The following is an 18,664-nucleotide window of genomic DNA, read 5'->3' on the forward strand; positions in this document are numbered from 1 at the left end:
TTTGATTAAAATTGACTTAAAAGTCATTTTTGGTTAAGCCATGCAGCCACCAAAATCAAGTATTCAATACAGTATTATTAGCTTTGCATTATGCCTTGCTGCTTTAAGCACGGCATTGGCCAGCCCGCTCTATGCACTTTATGAACAGCAATGGGGTATTTCAACCTCGCAAGTTGGATATATTTTTATTGCATACATGTTTGGCGTCGTTTTTTCATTACTTTTTTTAAATAAATTAAATGCGATTTATCACTATAAACATGTGATTCTAGTAAGTTTAGCCATTACGATTTTAGGTTTGATATTGTCTGCACTTGCAGAGTCAGTGTGGTTATTGGGTTTTTCCCGATTTTTGATTGGAATAGCTTCGGGCTTGATCACTACCGCTGCAATGGTCGGTTTAAAAGATCAATATCCATTTCGTAATCAAGCACTGGCTGAAAAACTGACTTCTATAATTACTGTGCTAGGTTTTGGACTAGGGCCTTTGCTGGGTGGGTTTTTTGCAGATCACACGCCACGACCATTGGCTGATCCTTACTGGATCATTGTCATCTTCTCAACTTTGATTTTTATAAGCGTTTTCTGGGTCAAACCCCGATTAAACATTGAGAAAAAATATCACTGGACGGCGTTATTAAAGTTGCAAGGATTGGCATTACCTCAAGTCACTTTACGAAAACTTTTTTGGGTATGTAGCGTGTCTGCACTCTGTAGCTTTGGTGCTTTTAGTTTATATGCGGCTTTAGCGGGTACATTTATTCAGGAATTACCCATCAAGTCTTCTGCGACACTGACTGGTGTATCGATTTCAATCATTTTATTTGTCTCAGTGTTGAGTCAACTAATGTGCAAATCTTTAAAAGAGTTACATGTATTGTATACAGGTTTGGCAGCTTTGTTGTTTGGGACTCTTAGTTTGGTGATGGCAGAGGTTATACACAATATCTGGTTGTTATTGGTCAGTATTTTATTGACAGGTATCGGGCATGGTTTTTCTTTAAGTGCGGTGTATTACTTTATTGGCAATATGATGGAGCAGGAAAAAAATCCACTGATTTTCTCAAGTTATTTGTTGATTGCTTATCAGGGTACCATTTGGCCTGTTATTTTTTCAAGTTATCTAATTGAGTATGTTGGCGTTGTGATCACGTTGGCACTGATTGCTGTGTTATTAATGCTAACCATTATTTGGTTAATTTATCAGCTTAAATTCAGACTTGAACCAAGCTTGGTCTGCCATACATGACGATGCTTAAACGACTTTTAAGGAGCATCACAACATAGGAAGAAAGAAAATAGAGGCAATTGAATAATGATCTCTCAACTGCCAAAAGAGCAAGAACGATTAAATATGGATCAAATTGATAATGGACGCAATTTTGTCTGAGGTTGCAATAAGTGCAGGAGCCAGTTCTTCAATCCGTTGTGGGCTTAAGCGCACCGATGGCCCTGCGATACTGACTGTGCCAAAAGGTTGACCTGTTTGCGGATTGATAATGATTTTAGCCATCGCCGACATGCCCAGTTCATAGGTGTCACTTATGACACCGTAACCACGCTGTTTCGAGGCCGAGATCATTTGTTCTAGTTCGCTCAGATTTTTAGGTGAGTTGGGGCCAAAGTTTTGAGATTTTTCAAAACCTTCACGTTCTACAAGACGCGTAAAGTCATTTTGATTAAGGGTCGACAAATAAGCCAAACCACAGGCAGATGCAGGGAGATAGGCAACATTGCCTGAATCCGGATCGTATTTAAGACCTGATTTGGCACCTTGAGCTTTACCAATCCAGATGATTTTTTCATCTTCAATCAATCCAAGACGGACCAGTTCAGACGAAGTTTTGGCTAGTTCATCCAGATACGGTTGGAAAGTTTCTGTAATAGAGCGTGAAGATAGATAATTTAAGCCCATTGAGGCAATTTTGAGGGTGAGTTTGTAGTGTTGAGTGATGTCATCCTGATAGATATAACCCATATCTTTCATCGCGGTCAAAATACGATGCATAGCAGATTTGGGAATATCGAGTTCAACAGAAAGTTGACTAAGCGCACATCCATTCACTTCTTTTAATAGTGCTTCGAGGATGAGTAAAGAGCGATCGGTATTACTAAGCATAAAAATCCTGATATTTTTTTGGAACAGTGTTCCAAAAATTTAAAAAACAGATTATAGTACTTTTAGATTCTATCTTAAATGTCGATGAGATGAATCGTTTTAAATTGGGATGACGGTTTCCTCAATTTCTAAATATTTATTCGATGAAGAGACAATAAAACTAGCCATGCGATGGAACAGTGCATATTTGCTGGTAAACACTAATGGAGTAAGTGTATGACTCAACAAGTGAATTTAAGGGAGTTTATCGATGAAAATCGGGTTTCCTTTCTGCAAAAAATAGTCATCTTTTTATGTTTGATGATTGTAGTTGTTGATGGTATCGATATTTCAATTATGGGGTTTGTTGCTCCCGTAATTAAACAGGAATGGGGTATTAGCACGACTGATCTTGCACCTGTAATGAGTGCGGCACTGGTTGGTCTAGCTTTGGGCGCAGTGGTTTCGGGACCTTTAGCAGATAAATTTGGTCGTAAAAAATTATTAATCATCAATCTTTTGGGTTTTGGCTTATTTACTTTATTGGCTGCACTTTCAGGTGATGTAACCGAGCTGATGATGTTTCGCTTTATTGCAGGGTTGTTCATGGGTGGTGTCATGCCACAGGCAGTCACTCTGGTCACTGATTACTCACCAATGCGTCTAAATGGGCGGATGGTGACCATTATTTTAAGTGGTTTTACTATCGGTGCGGCGATAGGCGGTTTTTTGGCAGCTTGGGTGATTCCACATTATAACTGGCACGCCATGATGATTATTGGCGGGGTATTGCCTATTATTCTTGCGATAATTGCAGTTTTCGCCTTACCAGAATCAATTGGTTATAAGGTGTTAAAACACCATCCTAAACAAGAAATTGATGCCATTATCCATAAAATGGCGCCTGATTTTGATACACGCAATAAAGAGTTTGTATTGCCGAAAGCTAAAACCAGCACGACTAATCCAGTCAAAACTGTGCTGAGTCCTTTCTATGTAGTGGGAAGCTTTCTGTTGTGGTGGAGCTACGCATCTGGTCTATTTGTGGTGTATTTGCTTGGTAGCTGGTTGCCGATGATGAGTCATGAATTTGGATTTAGCATTAGTGAAGCTTCTTTGATTACTGCGATTTATCAGTTGGGTGGCCCGATTGGATGCATTGCCTGTGGTTATTTGATGGATAAAATTAATCCACATATTGGTTTGGTGATTGCCTATGTGATCGCGATTGTGTTCATGATATTTGTGGGTGAAGTGGGGCATAACTTTGTGATGTATAGCGTGATGTGCTTCTTCATCGGAATGTGGATGAATGGTGCAAATGCGGGTCTTAATAGTGTCTCAAGTGCTTTTTATCCAGTATTTGCGCGTGCCACAGGTAATAGTTGGATGCATGGAATTGGACGTTTAGGTGCAGTGGCAAGTGCTTTCGCGGGTGCATACTTTCTCAGTTTAGGTTGGCCAGCCAGTAAAATTTTCTTGATCCTATGTTTGCCTGCCTTTGGCATTATTCTGGCACTTTTAATCATGAAGTTCTTATATTCATCAAAAAAGTTACGTCAGCAAGAACTGAATAATGTTCAAGTCTAGCATTCAGATTTAATACACGTACTAAATTTTCTAAGCTTAAGATTTTTAAGGAGATTGAATAATGGATATTCAATTGAATGGTTCGACTCGTCTCTACTTTGTGGTAGGACACCCGATTGTTCAAGTTAAATCGCCTGAGGGCGTAACTTTGGAGCTAATAAAAAAGGGATTGAATGCAATTGTCGCCCCTGCTGATGTTGCTCCTGAACATTTTCCAAACTTTATTCAGCAAAACCTGTATTTGAACAATACCGATGGTTTGATTGTGACGGTACCGCATAAAATTTCGGCTTTGTCTTGTTGCCAAAAATTGACCGCTCGCGCTCAGTTTATAGGCGCAGTGAATACCATTCGGCGCTGTGATGAGGGTTGGCAGGGCGATATGCTGGATGGTAAAGGCATGGTTCAGGCAATTCGTAATAAAAATATTGAATTGAAAAATAAACGCGTAATTTTGGCAGGTGCAGGTGGCGCGGGCAAGGCGATTGCCTATGAGTTACTTCTGGCTGAAGTCCGTGAATTAGCCATTTTTGAGGTTGATCAAAATCGTCAGCAACAATTGGTCGAACAGCTTCAGCAGTTACATTTGGGTAAAGTCATTGCGCATGACAATAACCCAAAAGGCTTCGATGTGGCGGTAAATGCAACGCCGATGGGCATGAATGGTGATCCATCCGCTGCATTTCAACTTGAGCAATTAACTCCAGGCATGTCGATTGCGGATGTGGTTACCAGTCCAGAAAACACACCGTTTGTGCAGCATGCAACAGCATTAGGCTGTAATGTGGTCAAAGGTACGGACATGTTTGTACAGGTACGAGACCTGATGGTGACGTATTTATTAAAAGAGGATAAGGAGCAGCAAGATGCAGCGTAAGTATTCTCTTTCATTTTTGACGGTTGCTGATGTTAGCCCTGTAGAAGCAGTAAAAATTGCAGCTGAATGTGGTTATGCGGCAGTGGGCTTACGCTTGCTGCCAGCAGCACCCAATGAAGCGGATTACCCTATTCTCATAGATCCAGCTTTGCTCAAAGAAACCAAAGCAGCACTTCAAGATACTGATGTTCAAGTTGCAGATGTCGAGATTATTCGTATCGAGCCAGAGTTTGAACCAAAAAAATATTTGCAATTTTTGGATGTGGCGCAGCAATTAGGGGCTAAACATATTTTGATTGCGGGCAATGATCCTGAACATGGCCGCTTAATTCAAAATTTTGCGCAGTTTTGTGAGTTAAGTAAACAATATGGGTTGAGCTGTGATCTGGAATTTATGCCATGGACAGACGTAAAAAATTTGCTTCAGGCAGAACAAATTGTGAAAGCTTCAGGACAAGACAACGCAGCGATTTTAATCGATTCACTACATTTCGATCGTTCAGATTCAACGCTGGAACAAATCAAGGCACTTAATCCTCAATATCTGAACTATGTGCAATTGTGTGATGGTTTTGCGAAATACGATCCGAGTGATACAGGTTTGATCAAAATTGCACGTTCAAACCGATTAGTGCCAGGTCAAGGTGAAATTGATCTAATCAGTCTGATTCGTGCCTTGCCTGAGAATATTACCTTAGCGGCGGAAGTACCCAATTTAATTTTGGCAGAACGACCTGCACTGGAACGGGCGCAAATTAATTTAAATGCAATGAAACAGCTTGTTGCCGAGGCTCAGCAGAATGCTGTCACGGGGTAAACATTTATGAATGCAACTATCCAATATCCATTTTCGCCCGCAGCGATGCCAATCCGAAAATCGTATGATTGCGATGTATTGGTAATTGGTTCGGGGGCAGGCGGGCTTTCGAGTGCAGTTACGGCAGCGCACCAAGGGCTTAATGTCATCGTTGCGGAAAAAGCCTCTGTTTTGGGTGGCACCACGGCTGTATCAGGAGGCTGGTTATGGATTCCTAATACGCCACATGCACAGCGTGAAGGACAGGGAGAATCGATTGATGTTCCAAAGCAGTATTTAAAAAATATTCTGGGCGAACAATACGATGAACAAAAAATTCATACTTATTTAACCAAAGCGCCTGAAATGGTGGATTTTTTTGAAACTCACACTGAAGTCAAATTCAATATTGGTAGGTCAGTCCCTGATTTTTTTCATGTCAGTGGTTCACGGGTTGGATGGCGTTCGATCGTTGCAGCACCGTATGATGGGCGTCAATTAGGCAATCAATTGCATTTATTGCGTCCCGCGATTCCTGAAACAACGTTATGGGGCATGGGAATTGCGTCGGGCGCAGACATGAAGCATTTTATCAATACGTTTTGTGCCGTTTCATCTTTTATCTACGCAACCAAGCGAGTATTGCGTCATTTTGCAGATTTACTGTTAAGAAAACGTTCTACCCAGATTGTGAATGGTAATGCATTGGTGGCTCGATTATTAAAATCTTTACTCAATCAGCAAGTTAAAATCTTAACTCATCATGCCATGATCGAATTATTACACAAAAATGGCGAGGTCACTGGTGCATTATTCAAAACACCAGCAGGACTGGTCAAGATCAAAGCCAAACATGGCGTGATATTGGCAACTGGAGGATTTCCTCATGATGAAAACCGTAAAGAGGTTTTATTTCAACATGTTGCAGAAGGCACACCACATCATTCTGCTGCACCAGAAACCAATACAGGGGATGGCTTAAAGGCAGCCGAAGCTTTAGGGGCTGTTGTTGACCAAAATTTACCTTGGGCAGGTGCATGGGCGCCAGTTTCATTGATGCCACGTCTAGATGGCACTTTGGGGCGTTTTCCGCATCTGGTAGAGCGTGGAAAACCAGGACTCATTGCTGTACTGGAAAATGGTCGCCGTTTTACCAATGAAGGCGACTCATATCCTGCTTTTGTTAAAGATTTATTTAAACATACTCTAAAAGGTCAGCAAGCTCATTGTTGGCTGATTTGTGATCATAAATTTATTCGGCGTTATGGTTTAGGTGCCGTCAAACCTTTTCCCATTTCAATGCAATCCTGGCTTGATAATGGCTATTTGAAATCAGCCAAAACTTTGCAAGATCTGGCGGTTACTTGTGGAATTGATGCATTACAGTTTCAAAAAACTGTTCAATCCTACAATCAATTTGCTGCAAAAGGTCAAGACCCAGAGTTCCATCGAGGCACGACCCCTTATCAAAAAGCACAGGGTGATGCTGAACATCAACCGAACCCCTGTATTGCTCCCCTTGAGCAGGGGCCATTTTATGCAGTGGAAGTTATGCCAGGAAGTCTGGGAACTTTTGCAGGCTTAATTACAGATGAACATGCCAACGTCTTAAATAAGCAAACAGGTCAACCCATTCGTGGCTTATACGCGGCGGGCAATGATTTGAACAGCCTTATGGGTGGGCAATATCCAAGTGGTGGGATTACCCTCGGGCCAGCCATGACCTTTGGCTATATCGCAGCAAATCATATCGCACAACAGGCAAGTGTGAGTAGCCATTCTGCTGCATTGTCTAAGCTGGTGTAAGGAGAAATTAACATGGATCAACAAGTTGATTTACTGGTAATTGGTGCGGGAGCGGCAGGTATGTCAGCAGCTCTTTTTGCCAAACTTAATGGACTAGATGTTCTACTTTGCGAAAAAGCAGCACATGTCGGGGGCACTTCCGCCACCTCTGGCGGTACTATCTGGGCTCCGGGATCACATTTAAGTTTTAAAGCGGGTGTACCAGATGATATTGAACAGGCACGTATTTTCCTTAAGTCAGTAGTAGGTGAACGTGGTGGAGAGGAATTACGTGAAGCCTTTTTGGCTTCAAGCGCTGACATGATTCGCGAATTGGATGAAAAAACCACAGTAAAGTTAAATGTCTGTCTGGCACATCCTGACTATATCAAGAATCAACCTGGCGAAGCTTTTGGTGGTCGTGCGCTTGCACCCGCCGAGTTTGATGGTAGTGTCTTGGGTGCAGATTTTAAATATGTACGTCCTCCGCGTCCTGAGTTTATGGGGCTGGGCGGAATGATGGTAAATCGTAATGAATTAAATGCTTTGCTGAATCCTGTACAAAGTTTTCAGAACTTTATGACCACCTTAAAAGTGGTATTGCCGTATTTGTTTTCACGCTTACGCTTTAATCGTGGTACACGTTTAGTCATGGGCAATGCGCTAGTGGGAAGTCTTTTTCATAATTTGAGGCAACAACACGTTCCAGTCTGGTTAAATTCTCCATTGCAAGAATTACTCATCGAAAACGGTAAAGTGATTGGTGCAAAAATTCAGACTGAAACAGGTACTCAAGTCATTTATGCACGTAAAGGTGTTGTTCTGGCAACGGGAGGCGTGGGCTGGAATGAACCACTCAGACAACAATTATTTCCAAAAGGTCTTATTGCTGATTCTTTATCGCCACTTTCCAATACGGGCGATGGTTTAATCCAGGCGATACAAAAAGGCGCAAAGCTTGACCCATCGGTAGATAGTAGCGTGTTGTATTTTCCTTGTTCCATTCATACACATGCGAATGGCTATAAAGCAATCTGGCCGCATATTATTTTAGATCGTTCTAAACCGGGTGTCATTGCGGTCAATGACAATGGCAAACGCTTTGTGAACGAATCTGACTCCTATCATGACTTTTGTATGGCCCAGATTAAAAGTAATGCGGGCAAAGCAAAAATTCAGTCTTATCTAATTTGTGATCATACTGCGATTGAAAAGTATGGCTTAGGTTTCGTTTTACCTGGAGCAAAAAAGCTAGATTATTACCTAAAAGCCAATTATTTATTTGCTGCAAATACACTTGAGCAACTTGCCCAAAAAACAGGTATTGATGCACAAAGTTTGGTGAACACGGTTCAGCATTTTAATCAAATGGTTGAGCAGGGTGTAGACACTGACTTTGGCAAAGGTACAGGCGCCATGAATCGCTTTAATGGTGATCCTGAGGTCAAGCCAAATCCATGTCTGGGGAAAATTGAAACTGGACCTTATTACGCGTTGCCTGTTATCCCAATGGATTGTGCCAGTAGTGGCGGTTTGGCTGGAGATATTTATGGCCGTGTTTTAGATCAAAACAATCAGGTGATTTCAGGGCTTTTTGCTTGTGGCAATGATTTAGCTTCTATTTTCAAAGGCACTTATCCAGGGCCAGGCACCACGCTTGGGCCAGGGATGGTCTTTGCATGGCGTATTGCTCAATTCGCTGCCGGCAAACTCACTGAACAATTCAATCAACAAACGATTCAAGCAACGCAACAACGGAGATCTGCATGAAACTTTATCAATTAATTAACATCACCATTAAAATGGGAACAACTGGAGCCGTTGCTCAAGGGATTCAACGTTTTTATCAGGAGCAGGCTGCAAAAGGAAAATTACTTGGTGTTTTTTTCTCGGATATAGGTCAGCTTAATCAAGTTGTGGTGTTACGCAGTTATGCATCTCAGCAAGAGTTAGATACAGAAAATGCACGTTTGGCGACTCAGGAAAATCTATTTGATGCGGCCGAAAATATTATCAAATACTCAGTGGAGAACTTTGCGGGTTTTGATTTTTTGCCAGAAGTAGAGTTGGGTGAGTTTGGCCCTGTGTACGAAATTCGTACTTATGAACTCAAGCATGGCGGTGTTCCCCATGTCCTTGAAGCATGGAAAAATGCAGTTCCAACTCGTACCCAATATTCAAAATTAACCATTGCTATGTATGCGTTAGACGGTACACCTCGCATTGTTAGCATTTGGCCCTATGCCTCATTAAATGAACGTTCAGAAGTACGGGCTAAAGCAGTAGCTGATGGGATCTGGCCTCCAAAAGGTGGTCCACAATGGTTAACGCATGAAATGCAATCGATGATTGCGTTGCCAACAGCAATTTCACCTTTGAAATAAATCCAACAATGTTTTGATCAGTAAAGAGCTAGTCTGTAGGACTGGCTTTTTCTGTCTTTATACCCAGCATAAACAGCATAGAGGACATGATGAATCAATCTCTACAATTTTCTAAAATCATTTTTGGCGGTAATGTATTTGGCTGGACAGTAGACCAGCAGCAATCCTTTAAGTTACTGGATTATGCGCTGGAACATGGTATTAATACCATCGATACAGCAGATATGTATTCGACTTGGGTTGAAGGGCATCAGGGCGGTGAATCAGAAACTGTAATAGGACAATGGTTACAACAAACACCTTCTAATCGCGATAAAATCACCCTGATTACCAAAGTCGGTGCACCGCTTACTGAAGAAAAAAAAGGACTGTCTAAAAAATATATTAAACAAGCAGTTGAAGCGTCCCTCAAACGTTTAAATACTGACTATCTAGATGTGTATCTAAGCCATTATCCTGATGAAAATACACCTATAGAGGAAACCCTATCAGCCTATGCTGATCTCATTGCTGAAGGTAAAGTGTTAAAAATTGGTGCGTCTAATTATTCGGGTGAACAATTACAACAGGCATTGTCGGTAAGTACAGCGCAAGGTTTACCCAAATATGAAATCTTTCAGCCAGGTTATAGTCTGGTTGAACGTGAACAATACGAAACAGAGTATTTAGCGATTTGCGAAGCGAATCAGTTAAACGTAATCACCTATTTTAGTTTGGCGGCAGGTTTTTTATCTGGAAAATATCGCCATCTGGAACAGCTTGAACATTCAGCTCGTAAGCGTCAGTTAGAACGCTATTTTAATAACCGTGGTCTGAATATTTTAACTACTATGGATCAATTAAAAGAAAAATATCAGGCTGAATTGTCTGAGATTGCTTTAGCTTGGACCATAGCACAGCCGACTATTACTGCGCCCATTGCATCTGCGACTTCAACGGCACAACTGGATTCTTTTGTAAACGCAATGAAGTTGCAACTGGATTCCGCGGATATCGAATGGCTGACGCAGGTAAGTCAATATTAAAAAGGCTCTTTCAATGCTATAGAAAGGGAAAAGTAAAAAATAAATAAAAAGGTCAAACCATATGTTTGACCTTTTTATAAATTAGGCAGATTTGGCCACTAAGTTTAAAGGCTTTAGATGAATAGTGCGCTGTTCCTTGGCGGCTTGTTCAATACATTCTAAAAGCTGAATATTTTTAATGGCATCTTGCGGTGAAGAAATAGGCTGAGCGGTACCATCAATCACTTCAAGAAAATGTGAAAGTTGCGAGATATAGACATCCTCTTCTTTATTTGGTTCAATTTTGTTTTTGATTAAAGTTGTCGCCCAACTTTTTGGCGTTTCTTGTGGATAGTTCCAGTATTCCAGATTGGGTACACTGAGTGCTCCTTGCGTACCACTGATAAAATAGCAGTTCTGATCGGGCGACGTGGCAAAGCTGGTTTTATTTTCTTCAGAATTCTGATCCCAACCCCACGGCGAGACCGCAGCGTCAGAAGCCATGAGTGAACCTAAAGCGCCATTTTTAAAACGCACTAAAATCGAAATAGTATCTTCTACGTCGAGCTGACGATTTTGATACGATGTCATGGCTTGAACAGATTCAATTTCACCATTCAAATAACGCATCAGATCTAGATCATGCACCAAATTTATGGCTAATACACCAGCACCTACTTTACGATGCCATTCAATATCAAAATATGTATCTGGTTTATATACCGACCATAAAGCATTAAATGTATTTATTTGACCCAGTGTGCCTTTTTGAATAAGTTCGTATGCCTGCTGAATAATTTTATTATGGCGACGATGATGTCCAACCAAAATCGGAACCTGATAATGCTGTTGTTGCTCAATCAAATACAAGGCCTCTTCAGTGTTTAAAGCCAGTGGCTTTTCTAGCAGGCTGCTAACTCCTGCCTGCATACATTGAATAGCGGTACTGACATGAAAACGATTTGGATTGGCAATGACTACTCCATCGGGTTGTACTTGAGTTAAAAGCGCATCGAGATCTTTAAAATTTGGTATTTGATAGGCTTGAGCTAGCGCATCTGAAAATGGATCACATATCGCAACTAACTCGGTTTTAGGATGTTTTTGAATGGTTTGAGCATGTTTCTTACCCATAACCCCCGCGCCAATAATCGCAATTTTTTTCATTTATGCAGCTCCTTGCTGTTGCTGTAGAGATGTCCGTAATTGTTTTAAATAGTGAATACTGTCTTGAATTGCCTGATGTTCGGCGCCTTTTTGCATGTAGTCAGGATGCAAATAATCAATTTCCAGTGCCAACAAACCCTGATAATGATGTTCAGCTAACCATTTTAATGTTTTTTCCAGAGGAATCAGCCCCTTTCCAGCAGGTACACTTGGCCAAAATGCAAAGGTTTTTGGATCACCCTCATAGGCCGTAATATCCTTAATATGCGTGGCTCTGGCAAAAGGAAGCATCTTTTCAATGGCCTGCCACGGGTCTTCCAACATGCGCAGATTATTGGCAGTATCCAAACAAATGCCGAGATAAGGGGAGTCAATAGTTTGAATCAAATCAACAATTTCATCGGCATAAAAGTCGACATGATTTTCTAGTGCTAAAACCAGATGATATTGTTCAGCATAGGCAACGGCTTCTTTGAGCAAAGGCACTAAGGCATTTTTATGGTTTTGCCAATCCGTCTTTGGACGCGTAGTTCGTCCCCCAGCACAGATGCGCATAACTTTGGCGTCAAGCAAGTGTGCAATTTCGATGTGTTTATACATATCTTGCAGCATTTCAGGTTTCTGGCCCGAATATAAACCTGACGGATGCCCCCAAGCCCAGACTAATTCAAGTTGATATTGATCTAACAGCTGTTTCAACTGTTGAATGTCCTGTGGAGAGGGTTGATCGAACATAAAGCTTTCGATGGAAATTCCTTCAATTCCAAAATCTATACATGTTTGCACACAGTCTAAGAGGTTTATGTTTTGTGAGGGTGATTGTTCGAGATTGGGATAAACCTCCCCAAAATAACGATGAAAGCAATAACTATCTATGGCAATTTTCATATCGATGTGAGCTGATGTCCGTTTTATATTTTATTGATGAAATGTTGTTCATCATGTCCCTGTATGCTCGATACTAACAAAGATAATTAAATATTGGAACAGCGTTCCATAAATTTTTATAAGATTAATGCAAAAAAAAACGACTCAAAAAGTCGCTATTTATTTAAAAAATTAACTGCTTTATTCTGGATCTGTCGCTGAATAAAATTTCACTCCAAGTTTAATCCGATCTCGACCTTGACTCGTACGCCAGCGATTACTGTCACGCAAAGAATAGACACAGCCGCAATATTCCTGTTGATAAAACTCTTCACGTTTACTGATTTCGAGCATGCGAGTCGCACCGCCATTTTTGCGCCAGTTATAATCCCAGTACTCTACATCTGGATAATGCGATGCTGCACGTGTTCCACAGTCATTAATTTGTTGCATATTTTTCCAGCGTGAAATACCTAAAGAACTGCTAAATACTTTAAAACCATGTTCATGAGCATAAAGTGCTGCACGTTCAAAACGCATATCAAAACACATGGTACAACGAATACCTTTCTCTGGTTCATTCTCCATGCCTTTAGCACGTTCAAACCAATGATCTGTATCATAGTCACAATCAATAAAAGGAATATTATGTTTCTCGGCAAAACGAATATTTTCTTCCTTACGAATTAAATATTCCTTAACAGGATGAATATTTGGATTATAAAAAAAGATGGAATAATCGATTTCAGAATATAACAAAGTTTCCATGACTTCACCTGAGCAAGGTGCACAGCATGAATGAAGTAATAATTTATCTGCCTGTTCTGGAAGTGCGAGTTTAATACGGGGTTTGCTCATTAAAAACAACGTAAACAAATAAAATAGGTCTTTAATTTATCTCAAATAATATGAATAAACCTGAAAGTTATTCATGCAAAGTTGAGTGATATTCATTTTTTTCGTAAATGGTTGATATTAAATTGTTATTTTAAAATAGAACATTTGTACATAAAAAATTAAGGCTAAAATTGAGGTATTCATTAGATAAGCTTACTTGATACTCAAGCCAGATTAGAGAAATACAAACCCTATTGATTTGGATTTAAAAGGCTGTGTCGTGTTTTTTTGCTTTGAACATTTACTACTTGCAGAAAATATCCACAAAGTCTCCATAATTCTAATATACTATAACAACTAATAATGATTCTTGTTATTATTTATATTTTTTATTTCAGACATATCAGGGGATATTGCATATGTCTAGTTCTGAGTTAACACAGCAGCCGTCTGTTCAAGTTCAACAGGTTCGGCAATCTAAACGTGCATCTAAAACGACGCCCATTTCGTATCGTATTCAAATTTTTATACGCTTTGCTATTGCATTATTGGGTGGTTATGCACTATCTGCCTTATTAGCAGTAGTGGTGAGTTTAGCTTTTAAAGATACGCCCACCAGCGCAGTTATGACCGCAACCATGCTAGCTTTTATTTGTCATGTTTGCGTTTTTATTTGGGTGTTTTTGCAACATTCTTTTATTAAATCTATTGTGGGGGTAATTATACCTTTGCTGATTTTGACTGTGCTCTATCTGGGCTTGGGAGGCAGCTTCTAATGCGTGTGGATGGAAAGGCCGAAGGCCCACGACAGTCAATGTCATGGTTGCATACTTGGTCAAGCTTGATTTTGGGTTGGTTACTATATGCGATCTTTTTAACTGGAACCTTGAGTTTTTTTCAGAGTGAAATGACGGTCTGGATGAAACCAGAGTTGCATCAATCTTTGCCTCCTCAGTCGCAAGTCCAGCAAGTACAAACTGCATTGCATGTTTTACAAGCTAAAGCACCCAATGCCAGCGCTTGGAATATCAATTTGCCTTCGACACGTCAAACGACGACCGAGCTTAATGTTCGAGGTGAAAACGAAGATCCAAGAGCACGTCGTGGTGGCGAGCGTATCACTATAGATTCGAGTACAGGAGAAGAAATCAAGGCGCGTGAAACTCGTGGTGGAAGTTTTCTCTATCGTTTTCATTTTGAACTATATGGAATGCCTCGAATATGGGCGCGCTGGATTGTGGGTATTGCTACCTTAATGATGTTTGTCGCGATTATTAGTGGTGTGATTACCCATAAGAAAATTTTTAAGGATTTTTTTACTTTTCGTGCGGGTAAAGGACAACGTTCATGGTTGGATGCCCATAATGCTACTGCGGTTTTAGCATTGCCATTTCATATTATGATCACCTTTAGTGGGTTATTATTGCTCATGTATGTATTGATGCCTTGGGGTATTTCTTCAGTTTATACCGATGGTCGTGGTGAATTTTTACAGGCACAACGTGCTGAAATGCTGGGTGAATCAGCAACACCACAAAACCGGGAAGGTGGCAATAGAGAAGGGCGTGGCGAACAAAATCAGGTTCAGGGCAACCGTAATATGATGGTGAGTTCAGAAACTCGCCCTCAGACTATGCAGCGTGGTGAAAGATCAGCGCCACAATCTGACCAGCAACGTGGCGGTGGTACACACGTGGGAGGTCGAGAGCGCCGAAATTCAACCGTGCAAGCTGCTGCACTGACTGACCTTACGCCGCTGATATTAGATGCGCAGAAGCAATGGCCCGATAATCCGATTGGAACAGTAAGTATTATTCGTCCCAATACAACAGCCAGTGAAATTGAGATAAAGGCGTTATACGCTGAGAGTGTTTTGCATCGTAATGTCGTGCCTACATTAGTTTTTAATGGCGTAACTGGAGAGCTGGTTTCAGCAGTAAAACCTGTTTACATCTCAATACCTACAGGAATCTACAATGCGGTGACCGTATTGCATGAAGGTCGAGGAATGGATCTGGGCTTAAGATGGTTACTTTTTATATCTGGTGTCGTGGGTACACTTATGGTTGCGACAGGTTTGATATTGTGGTGCGTTAAACGAGCCCCACAGCAGGAAAAACAAGGGTTTAAAAGTTTTGGTTTTCGTCTGGTAGAAAATTTAAACATTGCTGCGATTATTGGTTTACCTATTGCAATTGCCTGTTATTTCTATGCCAATCGCCTGATTCCAGCTCAAATGGAGAGTCGTTCTGACTTAGAAATTAAAGTATTTTTCTGTATGTGGTTGTTAACATTGATCTATGCTGCATTGCGTCCTGCACGTCAAGCTTGGTTAGAGCTTCTGACATTGGCTACGTTAATGTATTTATGTATTCCACTTTTAAATGGCTTAACAGACGGTCGTGCCTTATGGAGTAGTATTTATCAACAGCAATGGATGGTGGCAAGTTTTGATCTGGTGTGTCTGTTTTTAGCCTTATTATTTATGTTTAGCTTTTTAAAACTCAAAGCTCATAAAGGAACCAGTAAAGCTAAGAAGATTCACAAACCCGCACAAGCTTTAAAAGAAACTGTGGGGGAAGCTTGATGATTTTCTTCATACTTTATCTTTTGTGTCTGTGGGGTTTTGTTGCACTCGCATCGTATCTAGATAAGCATCAAAATCAGATCTATCAAAAGACCTTATCTCCTCAGAAAACAAAACTGGCGTTATATATGGGTTATACGCTCATTATTATCGCCTTGATGTTAGCAATCAAGCTATTAAAACCATCAATTGGAATGAGTTATTGGTTCGGTATTTTGACTCTGGCCGCCCTCACGGTCGGTTGGACATTATCCTATCAGGCATTGCGTTTTTTTAGGGTTATGGGCGGGGTAAGCGTGTTGAGTTTTATTGGAATATTGGTGTTGGCAATCGCCTAACCGAGAAAAGATAAGCGAAAATATAATAAAAAACCCTCGAATTTATTTGAGGGTTTTTTATGTAATTTAAATAATGATTAATTGATTACTGAGCTGCTTGTACCGCTACACTAATAATCGTGTAGTATTGATTTTGTGGTTTTTGAGTCGGATCGACACTTTCAGTCACTTCGAGTAGATATTCGCCTGCATGAGGAAAAGTAATTGCAACAGTGCCTTGTTCATTGGCTTTAAATTGAGTTGCTTGTTTATCCGATGCGCCTTTTGCACGAACATTAACTTCAGCATGTTTAAGGGGCTGTTGTGATTTGCTGATTTTCAAGCTTTCAGGTTGATTGGCTTTGAGTTGTGTTGGATGATGACTAAATATTACTTGAATAGGCGCTGTACCTGCTGTAGTCACAGGGCTGGCCTCATCTTTAGTGATATAACTTTGCAATGTCCATTCACGTGTAATTTTCTCAGATTGATATTTTTTATTTTTGAAATCATCTGGAATCAAGTATTCACGTTTTGCTTTTTCGCCGGCTTTATCTGCTGGAACTTCAAATAACATTTTCCATTGTTTTTGATCTTTGGCAAAAGTTAAAGGAAACTGAGTTTTAGTTTCCACTAAATACGTTCCAGCAACGGGTAAAGCTAAATCTGCCACACTGACTGATTTCAACGTGCTTGTGACTTCAATTTGAGAACTTTCTTGTTTTGGGTTAGTAACAGTGATTTTGGCATCCTTAAGAGCATGTTCACTATTTAATGCTTCTTCTGCATAACCGGCAATTAAAGGAATTTGTGTATTTTCAGTATGATAACTAAGAGGGGCTAAATAGGGTTCATGCGCGAAAGCAGAACTAGTCAGCATTAAACAGGCTAGAAGTTTTAATTGGTTCATTGGGATAACCCTGTCAGAGCAAAAAGAAATTTTAAAACACGTCATTATAACTAATAATCATTATCGTTAAATGCTTTTTGCGATTTAAATCCATTAAATCATTAAAATAAGCTTAAAAAATTTCAATTAAATACGATGAAGAAACCAAATCAAATCATTTCAACGGTGAAACTCATCTTCGCAACCTGAAATTGATTACGACCACTACTTTTTGCCAGATACAAGGCGTGATCCGCTTTAGCTATGAATTGGGAGATATCACTATCTTTTTCTGGGATAATAGTGGCTACTCCTGCACTAATGGTGACATGAGGAGATACTTGACTACAAGGATGCAATATTTCAATATTTTTGATTGTATCCATCAAACGTTTGACGTGTAAGATGGCTTCAGATTCATCTGTCATTGGAAATAGCAATAGAAACTCTTCACCGCCATAACGCGCAGCAATTTCACCGCTACGTGACACGAGTGAAGCAATAGAAGTGGCAATTTTCCTTAAACACTGGTCGCCTTGAATATGTCCTAGAGAATCGTTGTAGCTTTTAAAAAAATCGATATCCACCATCATGACGGTAATAGGGGTTTGGTAATGTATTGCACGATCCCACTCGGTCGATAAAACTTCATCCAGATAACGTCGATTAGCGAGTCCTGTTAAGGCATCTTGTTGTGACAGTTCAGATAATTTTTGCGCTTGTTGCACTAACTCCAACCGATTATGTTCAATAATACAATCTTGTAGATAATTTTCACGGTGTTGTCGGTCTGTGGCATAAGCCAGCGCCATTCCCAAAAAGCTGCTAAATGTGTAGGTTCGATTTAATAAAGTCCAGTCAATAGAACCATTGAGAGAGTTACTGATAACAATGCCAATAAAACCACCTAACCATCCTGCAATAATAGCAGTGTAAAAACGCATGCCTACAAAGCCATAGATAATGACAACGGCATACATCATGGCTGCATGGTACAAAATACTGCTCTGACCATGTTCTAATACACTGATCATGCTAAATGTAATGGCAACAGCAGCGCACGAACCTACACACACATAATATTCAAAATAACGATTCAGTTTTTTGACAAAAGACAGGAGCCATGCAACAAAAACAATAACACCGACCCAGCCATAATACGAAAACCACTGATATACTTGTCCTTCAGGAAGAGTCTGATAAATACCAAAGCACAAAAAAGCGTATAAACCTAGAATAATAGGAGCTCGAAAGCGAAACTCATGCGCTGCTTCAGTTTGATATTGCTCACGATAAGAGGTTTCAAGTTGTTTTGGGAACCAGACAACATTTAACCCACGTGCAATCAACTGATCGATTTGTTCACGGGTTAATATGTTTGAACCATGTAATCTCATCGCTTATCTCACTGTCCTTGCGATTGCTAAAATTTTTATCTTTCATCTGATCCTATATTTCTTTTACTC

General features: G+C 40.3%; 17 protein-coding genes. 11 read left to right on the plus strand and 6 right to left on the minus strand.

Annotation, left to right across the window (positions count from 1 at the left end):
- Nucleotides 1-40: 40 nt before the first annotated feature.
- Nucleotides 41-1,249 (plus strand): MFS transporter, encoded by a 1,209-nt coding sequence (locus tag IAE20_RS06165; RefSeq protein WP_200481765.1) that lies wholly within the window; start codon nucleotides 41-43, stop codon nucleotides 1,247-1,249.
- Between the two features lie 99 nt (nucleotides 1,250-1,348).
- Here the strand turns inward: IAE20_RS06165 and IAE20_RS06170 are convergent, their stop codons facing one another.
- A complete protein-coding gene (locus tag IAE20_RS06170; protein ID WP_200459957.1) occupies nucleotides 1,349-2,119 on the minus strand; it encodes an IclR family transcriptional regulator in 771 nt (256 codons plus the stop codon).
- Between the two features lie 216 nt (nucleotides 2,120-2,335).
- On the opposite strand from IAE20_RS06170, the gene IAE20_RS06175 reads away from it, so the two are divergent.
- The 7 genes from IAE20_RS06175 (at nucleotide 2,336) to IAE20_RS06205 (ending at nucleotide 10,555) form a co-directional block, all read left to right on the plus strand.
- On the plus strand, nucleotides 2,336-3,688 hold the full coding sequence (locus IAE20_RS06175) for an MFS transporter (RefSeq protein ID WP_200459958.1): 1,353 nt from the start codon (nucleotides 2,336-2,338) through the stop codon (nucleotides 3,686-3,688).
- A 61-nt stretch (nucleotides 3,689-3,749) separates the two neighbouring features.
- Nucleotides 3,750-4,565 carry a shikimate dehydrogenase family protein gene (locus IAE20_RS06180; protein ID WP_200459959.1) on the plus strand — a complete coding sequence of 272 codons (816 nt, stop codon included), beginning with the start codon at nucleotides 3,750-3,752 and terminating at the stop codon, nucleotides 4,563-4,565.
- A complete protein-coding gene (locus IAE20_RS06185; protein WP_200459960.1) occupies nucleotides 4,555-5,382 on the plus strand; it encodes a sugar phosphate isomerase/epimerase family protein in 828 nt (275 codons plus the stop codon). Before IAE20_RS06180 ends, IAE20_RS06185 begins: the two co-directional genes overlap by 11 nt.
- Before the next feature lie 6 nt (nucleotides 5,383-5,388).
- Entirely contained in the window at nucleotides 5,389-7,167 is a 1,779-nt protein-coding gene (locus tag IAE20_RS06190) for an FAD-dependent oxidoreductase (RefSeq protein ID WP_200481764.1), read from the plus strand.
- 12 nt (nucleotides 7,168-7,179) lie between these two features.
- Entirely contained in the window at nucleotides 7,180-8,916 is a 1,737-nt protein-coding gene (locus IAE20_RS06195) for an FAD-dependent oxidoreductase (RefSeq protein WP_200459962.1), read from the plus strand.
- Entirely contained in the window at nucleotides 8,913-9,530 is a 618-nt protein-coding gene (locus IAE20_RS06200; protein WP_200481763.1) for an NIPSNAP family protein, read from the plus strand. The genes IAE20_RS06195 and IAE20_RS06200 overlap by 4 nt, the downstream gene beginning before the upstream one ends.
- Before the next feature lie 86 nt (nucleotides 9,531-9,616).
- Complete coding sequence (locus tag IAE20_RS06205) at nucleotides 9,617-10,555, plus strand: aldo/keto reductase (protein ID WP_265092537.1); 939 nt, start codon at nucleotides 9,617-9,619, stop codon at nucleotides 10,553-10,555.
- 81 nt (nucleotides 10,556-10,636) lie between these two features.
- Here the strand turns inward: IAE20_RS06205 and IAE20_RS06210 are convergent, their stop codons facing one another.
- The 3 genes from IAE20_RS06210 to IAE20_RS06220 form a co-directional block, all read right to left on the minus strand.
- Nucleotides 10,637-11,701, minus strand: coding sequence for a Gfo/Idh/MocA family protein (locus IAE20_RS06210; protein WP_200481762.1), 1,065 nt, complete (start codon nucleotides 11,699-11,701; stop codon nucleotides 10,637-10,639).
- Nucleotides 11,702-12,589: a sugar phosphate isomerase/epimerase family protein gene (locus IAE20_RS06215; RefSeq protein ID WP_200481761.1), complete on the minus strand. Its 888-nt coding sequence runs from the start codon at nucleotides 12,587-12,589 to the stop codon at nucleotides 11,702-11,704.
- Nucleotides 12,590-12,769: 180 nt separating this feature from the next.
- Nucleotides 12,770-13,426 (minus strand): epoxyqueuosine reductase QueH, encoded by a 657-nt coding sequence (locus tag IAE20_RS06220; RefSeq protein WP_200481760.1) that lies wholly within the window; start codon nucleotides 13,424-13,426, stop codon nucleotides 12,770-12,772.
- 398 nt (nucleotides 13,427-13,824) lie between these two features.
- Between IAE20_RS06220 and IAE20_RS06225 the strand changes: the two genes are divergently transcribed.
- The 3 genes from IAE20_RS06225 to IAE20_RS06235 are packed head-to-tail and all read left to right on the plus strand — an operon-like array spanning nucleotide 13,825 to nucleotide 16,330.
- Nucleotides 13,825-14,181 carry a hypothetical protein gene (locus IAE20_RS06225; protein ID WP_200481759.1) on the plus strand — a complete coding sequence of 119 codons (357 nt, stop codon included), beginning with the start codon at nucleotides 13,825-13,827 and terminating at the stop codon, nucleotides 14,179-14,181.
- Nucleotides 14,181-15,992: a PepSY-associated TM helix domain-containing protein gene (locus tag IAE20_RS06230; protein WP_200481758.1), complete on the plus strand. Its 1,812-nt coding sequence runs from the start codon at nucleotides 14,181-14,183 to the stop codon at nucleotides 15,990-15,992. Before IAE20_RS06225 ends, IAE20_RS06230 begins: the two co-directional genes overlap by 1 nt.
- Nucleotides 15,992-16,330, plus strand: a complete 339-nt coding sequence (locus tag IAE20_RS06235) for a DUF3325 domain-containing protein (RefSeq protein WP_200481757.1) — start codon at nucleotides 15,992-15,994, stop codon at nucleotides 16,328-16,330. Before IAE20_RS06230 ends, IAE20_RS06235 begins: the two co-directional genes overlap by 1 nt.
- Nucleotides 16,331-16,415: 85 nt before the next feature.
- On the opposite strand, the gene IAE20_RS06240 is transcribed toward IAE20_RS06235, so the two are convergent.
- Entirely contained in the window at nucleotides 16,416-17,219 is an 804-nt protein-coding gene (locus IAE20_RS06240; protein WP_200459970.1) for a DUF4198 domain-containing protein, read from the minus strand.
- A 149-nt stretch (nucleotides 17,220-17,368) separates the two neighbouring features.
- Nucleotides 17,369-18,595 (minus strand): GGDEF domain-containing protein, encoded by a 1,227-nt coding sequence (locus IAE20_RS06245; RefSeq protein WP_200459971.1) that lies wholly within the window; start codon nucleotides 18,593-18,595, stop codon nucleotides 17,369-17,371.
- Nucleotides 18,596-18,664: the final 69 nt, after the last annotated feature.

This window comes from Acinetobacter sp. S54 (assembly GCF_016624945.1).
Classification (GTDB): domain Bacteria; phylum Pseudomonadota; class Gammaproteobacteria; order Pseudomonadales; family Moraxellaceae; genus Acinetobacter.